Consider the following 12,645-nt stretch of genomic DNA (forward strand, 5'->3'; position numbering starts at 1 on the left):
CTTGGTTTTACGTGCCCAGCTTGGATCGGTCGCATTGGGGGGACGAGAGTAGCGCGATTTGGCGCCAGCGCAATCAGGCCGGCTCGGTGTTGCGGGAGCGGTCGGACATTGCGGTGGAAAGGACGTTGCCAAGAGCGCTCTGCTTGTCACGGCGGCGTTGCACCGAGGAGGGAATGCGCATGGCTTCGCGGTACTTCGCGACCGTGCGGCGGGCAATATCAATTCCCGAGGCGCGTAACCGTTCCACGATGGTATCATCCGACAGGATCGCGGCGGGCGCTTCCGAATCGATCAGCTGCTTGATGTGGTGGCGAACGGCTTCGGCCGAATGCGCCTCGCCGCCGTCGGCCGAGGCGATCGAGGCCGTGAAGAAATATTTCAACTCGAATGTGCCGCGATTTGTCGCCATGTATTTGTTGGCGGTGACGCGCGACACCGTGGATTCATGCATCTGGATGGCGTCGGCGACGGCCTTCAGATTCAGCGGCCGCAGATGCGCCACGCCATGGGTGAAGAAGCCGTCCTGCTGGCGCACGATCTCGGTCGCCACCTTCAGGATGGTGCGGGCGCGCTGGTCGAGCGCACGCACCAGCCAGGTCGCGTTCTGCAGCGCGTCGGTGAAATAGGACTTGTCGCCGTCCTTGCCGATCTTCTTCGACAGCTCGGAGTAATAGGTCTGGTTGACCAGCACGCGCGGCAAGGTGTCGCTGTTGAGCTCGACATGCCAGCCACCGTCGGGACCCGGACGGACATAGACGTCAGGCACCATGGTCTGCAAACGGGCCGAGCCGAACTTCATGCCGGGCTTGGGGTTGAGGCGGCGGATCTCGCCGATCATGTCGGCGATGTCCTCGTCGTCGACGCCGCAGAGCTTGCGCAAGCCCGCGATATCGCGCTTGGCAAGAAGATCGAGATGCTCGACCAGGGCCTGCATCGCGGGATCGTAACGGTCGAGCTCGCGCAGCTGGATCGCCAGGCATTCGCTCAAATTGCGCGCGCAGACGCCGGGCGGATCGAATTTTTGCAGCACGGCAAGGACGTCCTCGACGTCCTGCTGCGACGCGCCAAGACGTTCGGCAGCCTGGCCGAGGTCCGGCGGCAGATAGCCGGCCTCGTCGACGAGGTCGATCAGATACTGGCCGATCATGCGCTGCGCCGGCCCGGTGAAAGCGACCGAGAGCTGTTCGGCAAGATGGTCGCCGAGCGTGATCTCGGCGGCGACGAAGGCCTCGAGATTGTAGTCCTCGTCGCCGGAGGCGCCGCCGCCCCACTCCGTATAGGTGGTCGGCGCGGCGTCCTGGGCGGTACGGGCAGCCGCCTCGGCGGGCTCCTCGGAGAAGACGTTGTCCAGGCCCGTGTCCAGGGTCTGCTCGATCTCGGCGCGGGTGCCGAGATCCTTGCTCATCCACTCTTCCTGGCCCGGCTCGAACGCTTCGCCCGGACCGCCGCCCGGCTCATCATTGTGGCCGCCGTCGGAATCGCCGAACTGACTGGCTTCGGCCGTGGCTTCACCCGCGGCGGGCTCGTCATTGGCCCGTTCCAGCAGCGGGTTACGCTCGAGTTCCTCTTCCACGAAGGTCGTGAGATCGAGATTGGACAATTGCAGCAGCTTGATCGCCTGCATCAGCTGCGGCGTCATGACCAGCGACTGCGATTGCCGGAACTCTAATCTCTGCGTGAGCGCCATGAAGCAAGAACCGATCCCAAAAAGTTGGTCCGATTTTTGCTTATCCTAGTCTAAGGCCGATGTACACGCCTTGACGAAATCGAAAAAAGGGCTAGAGGCGGAATTCCTCGCCAAGGTAAAGACGGCGAACGTCCGGATCAGCGACGATCTCATCCGGACTGCCCTCGGTCAAGATTTCACCGGCATAGACGATATAGGCACGATCGGTGAGGCCGAGCGTCTCGCGCACATTGTGATCGGTGATGAGCACGCCGATGCCGCGATTGGTGAGATGGCGGACGAGATCCTGGATGTCGCCGACTGCGATCGGATCGATGCCGGCGAAGGGCTCGTCTAGCAGCATGTAGTTCGGACGCGTCGCCAGCGCGCGCGCGATCTCGACGCGGCGGCGCTCACCGCCCGACAGCGCGATCGAAGGCGATTTCCGCAGGCGCGTGATGTTGAATTCGTCGAGCAGCGAGTCGAGCTGCGCCTCGCGTTTCTTGCGTGACGGCTCGACCACTTCGAGCACGGCGCGGATGTTCTGCTCGACGGTGAGGCCGCGGAAGATCGAGGCTTCCTGCGGCAGATAGCCGATGCCGAGTCGCGCGCGCTGATACATCGGCAGCTTGGTGACGTCGTGACCGTCGAGCTCGATCGCGCCGCGATCGGCCTTGATCAGGCCAGTGATCATGTAGAACACGGTGGTCTTGCCGGCGCCGTTCGGACCGAGCAGGCCGACCGCTTCGCCGCGGCGCACATAGATGCTGACGCCGCGCACCACCTGCCGGCTGCCGAAGGCCTTTTCCACGCTATGCACAGCCAGGAAGCCCGGCCGCTTCAAAAGTTGCGGCCCGCCGGCGCCGTTCGGCCGGGCGGCAGCCCTGACCGGATGGACCACCTGGGCACGCTGCGGCTCGGCTTGATAGTCGACTTGATAATCGGCCTGATAGTCACCCTGGAACTGGTCTGGCGCACGCACCGGCTGGTCCCGGGCGATCGGTGGCGCGTCCCGCACCGGGCTCGCCACGAGACCGCCGACGCTGTCGCCGAGCGCTGTGATGTCCTGACGTGCAAATCCTGGCCGGCCGCGCTTGGCGGGGCGCCGACGGAACATGCTGAAGAGATCGACCATCCCCGCCTTCTAGCCTTTCGCGGTATACGCGATCCGCCGCGCCGGCCCTTCGCCGACGCAGCATCAATGTAGGGATGTCTCATGCCCAGTGAAACACGCCCGAAAAGCGGCGGACCCCGCTTCGAAAGCCCTGCGCGCTAGATACAGTCTCGCCGGGCAAGCTTCAACCTCGGATCGGCCGCATCAGAGCCAAGCCGTTGAACTAGCTTTTGGAATTTACTTTTTGCCGGCGCCGGGCAGTTGCAGGGGCGGGGCCGCGCCCGGGGCCACCGGCGTCCCGCATTTTCCGTTCTGTCCGCCCTGGGACTGGATGAACAGGCCCTGCACCCTGCCGCTGTCGGACTCCACCCGCGACACGCCGGTGGTCATATCGACCAGCAGGCGGTCGCCGCGCAGCACGTTCTGGCACTGGGTCAGCACCACCTGGCTCCCAGCGCCGCCGAGCATGGTGATGAGATTGGTCTTGGTGTCGAACACCGCGGTCTCGCCGGTCACCACCTGGTCCTTCTGGGTGACCACGACATTGCCACGCGCTTCCAGCCGCTTGATCGAGGAGCTGCCGCCCGGGCCCGGCGTCGCCGACTGCATTGGCGCGGTCTTCGCGCCCTTGGCGGGCGCAGGCTGCGGCGTCGCCGGCTTGTCGCCGCCGCTCGACTCGTAAAACACCACCAGCGTCTTCGAGGTCATGGTGGTGTCGCCCTGCACGACCTTCACGTTGCCGGAGAAGGTCGCCTCTTTCTTCTTGTCGCGCATCTCCAGCGATGCAGCGTCGATCTGGATCGGCTGATCGCGGTTTTGCGAGAAGCCCTGCATGGCGTTGGGCACGCCCTGCGTCACGGCTTGCGCGAGTGCCGAAGCCGTTGTGACCAGCGTGAGACCCAGGACAAGCGCGGCCGCACTGACGATGGCGCTGCGCTTGTTGTCGTTGCGCGAAAAAAACCTGATCATGAAAATCACTTTGAATTGGCAGACTTGTTCTGGGGCGTACGCGTCTTCACCGGCGGCGCGGGCTCGACCGGCGCGGGCTGAGCAGCGGGATCGTCCAGCCTGTCCAGATGCATCACGACATTGCCTTCGAAGCGGATGACGTCGCCGCCTTCCGTAATCCGCAGGCGATCGGCCGTCAGCGTGCCATTGGTCAGCTTGACGTCGACATGCTCGTCCGACGAGACGGTGCCCTTGTTCATGTCGACGAAGGCCGAGTTCAGCCGCGCCTCGTAGCCGGTCGAGGTGCGCAGGAAGATGTCCTTGTGCAGGTCGAGCTGCTGCTGCTTGTTGTCGAAGCGGCCGGTGCGGGCATCGAGGAACAAGGTTGATTGATCCTCCATCAGCACCTTCGCGCGCAGGTCCGTGAGATCGACATGGTCGGCATCGGTGATGTCCTGTGTGGCGGTCTTGGCCCAGAGCTCGTAGGGCCGCTGATCCGGCGTGAAGCCGGACATGTGCGGCGATTCCATCGTGATCTTGGTGCCTGATACCACCAGGTTTCCGGAATCGAGCGGCAGCTTCGGCATCAGCATGCGGAACGGATTGAAGATCGACACGCCGACGATCGCGGCCATCGACAGCAGCACCGCGCCCGGCACCGCGACGCGCAGAATCCGCACCAGGCGGCTGTGGCGCGCCGCGCTGGCAAACTTCGCCGCAAGCGCGGCGTCGTAGGTGGGATTCTGGGCCGAATTCACCTGGGCTCCTGAGGTGTCGCTCGCCTTCTCGGGTCAAACGCGCGCCATTGTACCCGGCGCCGCCTGAATATGCAGCCTCGGACAGGCCGATACGAAAGTGTCCGAAACGGGGCGATTGGCCCAACCTAGCCGCCGATTGAGGTGTCAGGAATGCGCGAAAATGTCCTCTTCCTCCCAGCCCTGGAGGTCGAGCAGAGCGCGGGTCGGCAGGAAGTCAAAACAGGCCTTGGCCAGCGCGGTGCGGCCCTCCCGGACCAGCATGGCATCGAGCCGCTCGCGCAAGGCATGCAGGTGCAGCACGTCGGAGGCGGCGTAGGCGAGCTGCGGCTCGGTCAGGCTGTCGGACCCCCAGTCGCTGGATTGCTGCTGCTTGGAGAGATCGACATTGAGCACCTCGCGCACGAGGTCCTTGAGGCCGTGGCGGTCGGTATAGGTGCGGGTCAGGCGCGAGGCGATCTTGGTGCAGTAGATCGGCCCCGTCATGACGCCGAAGCTCTGGTACAGCACCGCGACGTCGAAGCGCGCGAAGTGGAAGATCTTGGTGATGGCGGGATTGGCCAGCAGCGCCTTCAGGTTCGGCGCGTCGGTGTGGCCCTTGGGGATCTGCACCACATCGGCGCTGCCGTCGCCCGGCGAGAGCTGCACGACGCAGAGCCGGTCACGGTGCGGGTTCAGCCCCATGGTCTCGGTGTCGATCGCAACCGCTCCGGTGTAGCGGGACAGGTCGGGCAGGTCGCCGCGATGCAGGCGTACGGTCATGGCGTTCAAAACCTCAATCGAATCGGTGCGCTCTGGCAGGCTAATACCCCGGACAGACGCTGGCGAGAGCTGGCCGCGATGTATCCGCTGGCGGTCGCCGGCGCAAGCATCGGGCTGGAGCCTCGAAAACGCTCTAGTAGTTGAGGCGCACCAGCACGTCGTTGATGCCGAAGGGGCTGACCCCCACATCGCAAGCGCCGCGTCGCGCGAAGACGCAGGACTCGGTTTCATCACTCGTCATTGCGCAGCTTCGTCGCGCAAAATCCGCCGGCAATTCACTTGCCAGTCTCGCCGGGCCGATGACGCGGTTGAATTCGCGTTGGTGCTGCTTCACCAGGGCCGGAAGCTGCCCGTTGGCCAGAGGATCGGTCGGGTAGAAGGAATAGACGGGCTTGCGGGCCGCGAGCTGCCCGCGCCCAGGCACGAAGGGATCGTGCATGCCGTACAGGGCCAGACCGCAGAATTCCGGATCGGCGTCGAGGTCCGCCGCCAGACGGGCCTCGCCGATGCCCCGCATCCAATTGTCGTGCATGATATGGGTCGCGCCCGACAGACCCAGCGACAGCAGAACCCAGCCGGCGCAGACCACAGGACGTGCCCGGAAGCGCCACGCGCGCTGACGGCGCATCATCTCGACCCAATCGGCCGAGCCGAGTGCCGCGGCGACGACCAGCAGCACGATCGACAGGAATATGAAGCGGTATTCCTTGTGCACGATCATGCTGTGAAACGCGATATTCACGACGGCCGCGACGATCAGCAGAGGGGCATGTCGCCAGCCGCGCCAGAGCGCCAGCAGCATCAGCAGCGTCGTGCCCGACCACAGAACCGAAATGAGGTGGACGTAGGCGAACGCCGGCGCGACACCGAATTCCGATGCGCGGTCGTGCAGGAGATTTTGCTGAATGTTCAGGACGAGCCACGCAAACGGCGCCGAGCCGTGGGCCACATCGACGCCGGCGGCGAGCACCAGCACGACGCATCCGCCGGCTATCAAGGCCACCGCGTGTCGCGGATTCCGCCAGCACGCCCCCAGTGCGAACACCGCACAGGCCGGCGCATATTGGAAGCGCCACACACAGGCGAGCGCGAGCAGCCCGCCGGCGATGAAGAGACGCTTTTGCGAGAGTTCACCGGTCAGCAGATAGGCTGCCGGCAAGATCACGGCCGTCGCCAGCGGTTCGCTCAGCGTGTGGGGTGCGAAATAGACCAGCTCGAACCAGACCGCGGCGGCAAGCGCTGCAACGATGGCATGCGACCTCGAGATGCGTTCGCCGAAATGCCAGGCCGTCACCACAATCGACAGCGAGGCGAACCCGACGACCAGCCGGGGCACGACGAAGGCACCCCAACCGCCCGGCGCAAGCCAATCGCCGAGAGCGACCGGCCCGGCGAAGAGGGTCGGCAGAAACCAGCTGCGAATGCCGTCGCGCCACTCCCAGGTGACGACGCCCTGATGGCCGAGCAGACGCCAGGCCGGCTCCAGATACTGATAGATCTCATCGTTGTGACTGATGTTCGGCCAGAAGGCGAGCGGCAGTCGGACGGCCGCAGCCAACAGCAGCAATGCGCAGAGAATGCCATACCGCGCCGCGAAGCTTTCGGTCTTGGCCGGAGGCACGATGGCGGTGGGCAGAACTGCAGCGCGACTTGTCATTGCTCTTGAGCTTCAGCGTTCCTGCTTCGGCGTTCCCTGGGTCCCGCGGCAAAACTGGCGCCCCGACGCAGACGGTCCTGACGGTGCCGGTCTGTGCGCTCGCTTGTCGTCCGATGCGCGCCTGATCGTGACTTAGGGGAACTTGTCTAAGGTCGCGTAAATTCCGGTCCTGCAATTGGGTCCCAACCTCGACCGCGCGCAAGCCTTTGCGCGTCCTTGCTGCTCCCGGCTCGGACGGTGAACAGATAATATGCAAGCAATTTCAATTAATTAGGGGGAGTCGGCAAGACCCGGAAGCCTCTCGAGCGTTGCGCCACCGGAACCTGCACCAGGCGCCCGGTGAAAATCGTCGCGGCGCACCCTATCTGTTGCCAGCCTCCCGCGCCCTTCGCTCCCCTTCACCGTGAATGAAAATGACATGACCGAACAGACGCTCGCTGCGCCTATCGACGATCAATCGGACCGCCAGCGCGGCTTTTCGCGCTACCAGTCACTCCTCGTGGCGCTGCTTGCATTCGCTCAGTTCACGATCATTCTCGATTTCATCATCATGTCCCCGCTCGGCGCCATCATGATGCCCTCGCTCGACATCACGGCCGGACAATTCGGCGTCGCGGTGTCGGCCTACGCGTTCAGCGCCGGACTTTCAGGCATCCTTGCCGCCGGCTTCGCCGACCGGTTCGATCGCAAGCGCCTGCTGCTGTTCTTCTATGTCGGCTTCACGCTCGGAACGTTGCTCTGCGCGCTGGCGCAGACTTACCATGTGCTGCTGATCGGCCGCGTCGTGACCGGACTGTTCGGCGGCGTGATCGGCTCGATCGTGCTGGCCATCGTCACCGATCTGTTTCCGCTGCATTTGCGCGGTCGCGTGATGGGATTCGTCCAGACTGCGTTTGCCGCAAGCCAGGTGCTCGGCGTTCCGGCCGGGCTATTTCTCGCCAATCACTGGAACTGGCACGTCTGCTTCGCCGCGATCGTCGGCCTGTCGATCCTGGCGATCGCCATCATCGCCTTCGCCATGGAGCCGGTCGACGCGCATCTGAAACTGAAGCAGGACAGAAACCCGTTCCACCATCTGGTCGCGACGATCGGAGAGCCGCGCTACACGCTGGCCTTCGCGGTCACGACATTGCTGGCGACCGGCGGCTACATGCTGATGCCGTATTCCAGCGCCTTCACCGTGAACAATATCGGCATCGACATCGTGCATCTGCCGACGATCTATCTGGTCTCCGGCCTGTTCAGCATCGTCACCGGACCACTGGTCGGCCGCGCCAGCGACACCTTCGGCAAATATCCGACCTTCGTGTTCGGCTGCGTGATGACCGTCGTCATGGTGCTGATCTACACCCATCTCGGCCACGTCTCGCTGGTGACCGCGATCATCGTCAACGTCCTGATGTTCGTCGGCATCTTCTCGCGCATGATCCCGTCGCAGGCGCTGATCTCGGCGATCCCCGATCCCAGCCAGCGCGGCTCGTTCAGCGCGGTCAGCGCCTCGTTGCAGCAGCTCTCAGGCGGGCTCGGCTCGGTGCTCGCCGCGGCGATCATCGCGCAGCAACCGGACGGCTCGCTGCTCCATTTCGAGCGGATCGGCTACGTCGTCGTCACGACGACGATCATCACACTGGTCGCCATGTATTTTGTGCAGAAGGGGGTGGCGGAGCGGGCAGGCAGAAGCGTGGTATGAGGGACAAGCGGCTGGTTTGTCGCGCTGAAGGCCCCGCCCGCTACGCGCGCGCATCGGCCAGCATTTCAAGCTGGTCGTGAAGCTGGGTCGGAAGATACGGCTTGGGCATGAACCGCGCCCCGCGCGGGATGTCATCAGCGACCGGGCTGAGCTGGCCTGACGTAATCAGAAGCAGCACGGGTGGCCACCGGTGCCTGATCACCTCCGCAAGCCGAAGACCATCCATCGATCCCGGCATCTGGATATCGGTGAAGACGACGGTGATTTCAGGCACGGTCTCGAGAAGCTTGACGGCCTCGTCCGCATCCGCGGCTTCCAGAACGTCGAAGCCCATATCCCGTACCATGTCAGCCGCATTCATGCGGATGAGGAGGTCGTCTTCGACGACCAGGATCACGTCAATATGCTTGCTGAGATTGGACACTTACGCTCCGGCATAACCGAGCATAAGGTCCGAATGGCCGCTTTGTTCCGCCGAACGTCTTGCGGAGAACCGCGTTGGTTGGAACAGGGCCAGGGTTCACCATGACAATTGACATCAAGGCGGACGTGGATGCCGTCCAGCAGATCGGGGCAGTTCCCAAGATCCTGGATTTGGCCGCACGCGTGACGGGCATGGGCTTCATCGCGATCGCTCGCGTTACGTCGGATCAGTGGGTTTGCTGCGCCGTTCGGGACAGCATCGCCTTCGGCCTTAAGCCCGGCGGAGAGCTGCGTGTCGAGACGACCATCTGCAACGAGATCCGGCAGCACGGCAACACGGTCGTCATCAACGACGTGCAGACGGACGGCGCCTTCTGCGATCACCCGACACCGGCGATGTATGGATTTCGCAGCTATATCTCCGCGCCCATCATCCTGCTCGACGGAACTGTCTGGGGAACGCTGTGCGCCATCGACCCCACGCCGCGAGAGCTGCGCACGCCCGAAATCCTCACCACGTTTCAGCTGCTGGCCGAGCTGATCGCTGCGCAGCTCGAGCTCAATCAACGCCTGGAGCGGAGCCAGACCGACCTTCACGCCAGCCAGGCCGACCTTGTCGACGAGCGCAAGACGGCCGAGCTGCGCGAGCAGTTCATCGGCGTGTTGGGGCACGATCTTCGCAATCCGCTGGCCGCCGTCGATGCAGGCATGCGCCTGCTGCTGAAGAATCTCGATACCGGGCACGCGCCTGAAATCGCACTTGGCGTTCAAAAGGCCATTCATCGCATGGCCGGCATGGTCGAAAACATCATGGATTTCGCACGAGGCCGCCTCGGCGGCGGCCTGACGATCCAGCGAGACGCGATGCAGCCGCTGACGCCAGTGCTGGAGCAGATCATCGCTGAATTCAGGACGGCCTGGCCAAACGTGACGATCAGTTCATCGATCCGGATCGCAGAGCCCATCAACTGCGATCGCGGCAAGATGGGACAATTGTTCTCGAACCTGCTCGGGAATGCGGTGACGTATGGTGACCAGGGACGACCGATCCACGTCGCCGCCAAGACCTCCGACGGAACGTTCGATCTGACGGTGTCCAACGAAGGGCCACCGATATCCGAAAAGGCGCTGGCGAATCTCTTCAAGCCCTACACGCGCGGCGACCGGCCCAGCCAGCACGGCCTCGGCCTTGGCCTCTACATCGCCTCGCAGATCGCCCAGGCCCATGGCGGCAAGCTGAGTGCGGTTTCGACCGCAAGCGAAACGACATTCTCTTTCGAGATGCCGATCTGAGCGGGCCAGTGCAGCACTATGAAAGGGCTTATCTATCTGGAATTGCAGTGTATCCAGAAAAAAATGGTGCCCAGGAAAGGACTCGAACCTTCACGGCCGTTAAGCCACTGGCACCTGAAGCCAGCGCGTCTACCAATTCCACCACCTGGGCATGCCGTTTGGGGCACGGAGGCGGTTACTAAGGTTCGGTGACGCGGTTGTCAAATGCTGCTTGGCACCTGCGCGGGGATGCGGATTGCGCATCGCAAACCGGACCGATACAAGCCTGATAACGCGCTACTCACCCGCAGGAATGGACCCCCATGGCATCGAATTCGGAAACTCTCGTCACGGTTTTCGGCGGATCGGGGTTTTTGGGCCGGAATGTCGTCCGCGCGCTGTGCCGGCGGGATTACCGGGTCCGTGTTGCGGTGCGGCGGCCTGAACTGGCCGGCTTCCTCCAGCCGTCCGGCAAGGTCGGCCAGGTCCATGTGGTGCAGGCCAATCTGCGCTTCCCGGCCTCGGTCGAGGCGGCGCTGCGTGATTCGGATGTCGTGATCAATCTGGTCGGCATCCTCGCCGAGGGCGGCGCACAGACGTTCGACGCCGTCCAGGCCAAGGGCGCCGAGACGGTCGCCAAGGCGACTGCTGCCGCCGGAGCCCGTCTGGTGCATGTCTCCGCGATCGGCGCCGACGCTGATTCGCCCTCGCGCTACGCCAAGGCCAAGGCAGCCGGTGAGGCCGCGGTGCTGGCGGCGGTACCGTCGGCCACGATCTTCCGCCCCTCCGTGATGTTCGGCCCCGAGGACCAGTTCACCAACCGCTTCGCGGCGCTAGCGCGGATGTCGCCGGTGCTGCCGCTGATCGGTAGCGAGACCAAGATGCAGCCGGTCTATGTCGGCGACGTCGCCACCGCGATCGCGGATGCCGTCGACGGCAAGGCCAAGGCGGGCGCGACCTACGAGCTCGGCGGCGCGGAAGTGCTGACCATGCGCGAGATCATCGAGGCCATCGTCGCCATCGCCGATCGCAAGCCGATGCTGGTGCCGCTGCCGTTCGGCCTCGCCCGCTTCAAGGCCAACTTCCTGCAATTCGCGCCGGGCGCCTTCAAGCTGACGCCGGACCAGGTCACGCTGCTCGAGCGCGACAACATCGTGTCGGATGCGGCGAAGGCGGCAGGCCTGACGCTGGAAGGCCTCGGCATCACGGCCGACTCGCTGGAAGCGATCGCCCCGCAATATCTCTGGCGTTTCCGCCCACAGGGTCAGTTCCAGCGCAAAAGCGCGTAGGCTTGCTCACCTCTCCCGCTTGCGGGAGAGGTCGACGCGAAGCGTCGGGTGAGGGCTTTATCCTCTAGGTGAGTCTTTCCGTGGAGACACCCTCTCCCCAACCCTCTCCCGCAAGCGGGCGAGGGGGCGCACCGTCATTGCGGCGGCACTTGAGAACCTCAGCTTCGATCCGCGGTGCGCGTGTGCGAGAGATTACCGCCCCAGCGCCAGCGCGATCAGGCCGAGCGTGCCGACGATGACGCGCCACCAGGCGAACACGACGAAGCCGTGGCGGGTGACGTAGCTCAGGAACGTCTTCACCACGATGATCGCGGTGATGAACGACACCACGAAGCCGATCGCGACGATGCCCATGTGGTCCATCGTCATCTCGGAGCGGTTCTTGTAGAAATCGTAGGCGAACGCACCGATCATGGTGGGGATGGCGAGGAAGAACGAAAACTCCGCCGCCGCGCGCTTGTCGGCGCCCAGGAACATCGCGGCGACGATGCTGGCGCCGGAGCGCGACACACCCGGGATCATCGCTATGCACTGTGCGATGCCGATATAGAGATACATCAGCAGCGGGAAGCGGGTGGCGTCATGCTCGCGCGCCTTGAGATCGAGCCGGTCGACCCATAGCAGGATGGCGCCGCCGACGATCAGCGAGAAGCACACGACCCACGGATTGAACAGCAGGCTCTTGATATATTTGCCGGCGACGAGGCCGACGATGACGGCGGGCAGGAACGCCACCAGCACGCCGATCACGAAGCGGCGCGCATCGGCGTCGCCGGTGAACATGCCGACCGCGACATCCCACAATTTCTTGAAGTACAGCACGACGATCGCGAGGATCGCCCCTAACTGGATCAGAACCGTAAACGAATCCCAGAACGCGCCTTCACCAAGATGGAAGAAACGCTCGGCTAGCAGCAGGTGGCCGGTCGAGGAAACGGGAAGGAACTCGGTCACACCCTCGATGATGCCGAGGATCACTGCCCGTATTGCATCTGACATATTTACGGTCCATTTCCGCTGGAAAAACCGGGTTCTTCTCGCCTATTCCCCCAAATGCTGCAATCGCAAA

The 12,645-nt window shown here is 63.9% G+C and carries 11 protein-coding genes and 1 tRNA gene; 3 read left to right on the forward strand and 9 right to left on the reverse strand.

What is annotated here, in order from left to right; all coding sequences use genetic code 11:
* Nucleotides 1–73: 73 nt before the first annotated feature.
* From rpoN to AC1RR3_RS18645, 6 genes are all read right to left on the reverse strand, one after another.
* A complete protein-coding gene (rpoN, locus tag AC1RR3_RS18620) occupies nucleotides 74–1,687 on the reverse strand; it encodes an RNA polymerase factor sigma-54 (RefSeq protein ID WP_492824563.1) in 1,614 nt (537 codons plus the stop codon).
* Between the two features lie 91 nt (nucleotides 1,688–1,778).
* On the reverse strand, nucleotides 1,779–2,801 hold the full coding sequence (gene lptB, locus AC1RR3_RS18625; RefSeq protein ID WP_492824564.1) for an LPS export ABC transporter ATP-binding protein: 1,023 nt from the start codon (nucleotides 2,799–2,801) through the stop codon (nucleotides 1,779–1,781).
* Nucleotides 2,802–3,017: 216 nt separating this feature from the next.
* Nucleotides 3,018–3,749, reverse strand: a complete 732-nt coding sequence (locus AC1RR3_RS18630; RefSeq protein WP_492824565.1) for an LptA/OstA family protein — start codon at nucleotides 3,747–3,749, stop codon at nucleotides 3,018–3,020.
* A gap of 5 nt (nucleotides 3,750–3,754) precedes the next feature.
* Nucleotides 3,755–4,486, reverse strand: a complete 732-nt coding sequence (lptC, locus tag AC1RR3_RS18635; RefSeq protein WP_492824566.1) for an LPS export ABC transporter periplasmic protein LptC — start codon at nucleotides 4,484–4,486, stop codon at nucleotides 3,755–3,757.
* A gap of 144 nt (nucleotides 4,487–4,630) precedes the next feature.
* Nucleotides 4,631–5,245, reverse strand: coding sequence for a ribonuclease D (locus tag AC1RR3_RS18640; RefSeq protein ID WP_212328139.1), 615 nt, complete (start codon nucleotides 5,243–5,245; stop codon nucleotides 4,631–4,633).
* Nucleotides 5,246–5,378: 133 nt separating this feature from the next.
* A complete protein-coding gene (locus tag AC1RR3_RS18645) occupies nucleotides 5,379–6,902 on the reverse strand; it encodes a glycosyltransferase family protein (protein ID WP_492824567.1) in 1,524 nt (507 codons plus the stop codon).
* Between the two features lie 418 nt (nucleotides 6,903–7,320).
* Between AC1RR3_RS18645 and AC1RR3_RS18650 the strand changes: the two genes are divergently transcribed.
* The gene (locus AC1RR3_RS18650; RefSeq protein WP_492824568.1) at nucleotides 7,321–8,592 is read left to right on the forward strand and encodes an MFS transporter; all 1,272 of its coding nucleotides are present in this window, start codon (nucleotides 7,321–7,323) and stop codon (nucleotides 8,590–8,592) included.
* A gap of 40 nt (nucleotides 8,593–8,632) precedes the next feature.
* On the opposite strand, the gene AC1RR3_RS18655 is transcribed toward AC1RR3_RS18650, so the two are convergent.
* Nucleotides 8,633–9,016, reverse strand: coding sequence for a response regulator (locus AC1RR3_RS18655; protein ID WP_492824569.1), 384 nt, complete (start codon nucleotides 9,014–9,016; stop codon nucleotides 8,633–8,635).
* Between the two features lie 101 nt (nucleotides 9,017–9,117).
* Between AC1RR3_RS18655 and AC1RR3_RS18660 the strand changes: the two genes are divergently transcribed.
* The gene (locus tag AC1RR3_RS18660; protein ID WP_492824570.1) at nucleotides 9,118–10,308 is read left to right on the forward strand and encodes a GAF domain-containing sensor histidine kinase; all 1,191 of its coding nucleotides are present in this window, start codon (nucleotides 9,118–9,120) and stop codon (nucleotides 10,306–10,308) included.
* Nucleotides 10,309–10,372: 64 nt separating this feature from the next.
* Here AC1RR3_RS18660 and AC1RR3_RS18665 read toward each other — a convergent pair.
* Nucleotides 10,373–10,459 (reverse strand) — tRNA-Leu (locus AC1RR3_RS18665).
* Between the two features lie 151 nt (nucleotides 10,460–10,610).
* Here AC1RR3_RS18665 and AC1RR3_RS18670 point away from each other — a divergent pair.
* A complete protein-coding gene (locus tag AC1RR3_RS18670; RefSeq protein WP_492824571.1) occupies nucleotides 10,611–11,576 on the forward strand; it encodes a complex I NDUFA9 subunit family protein in 966 nt (321 codons plus the stop codon).
* A gap of 192 nt (nucleotides 11,577–11,768) precedes the next feature.
* On the opposite strand, the gene AC1RR3_RS18675 is transcribed toward AC1RR3_RS18670, so the two are convergent.
* Entirely contained in the window at nucleotides 11,769–12,575 is an 807-nt protein-coding gene (locus AC1RR3_RS18675) for an undecaprenyl-diphosphate phosphatase (RefSeq protein WP_492824572.1), read from the reverse strand.
* Nucleotides 12,576–12,645: the final 70 nt, after the last annotated feature.

The sequence above is a fragment of the Bradyrhizobium sp. GW821-FHT13H05 genome, from assembly GCF_058804065.1.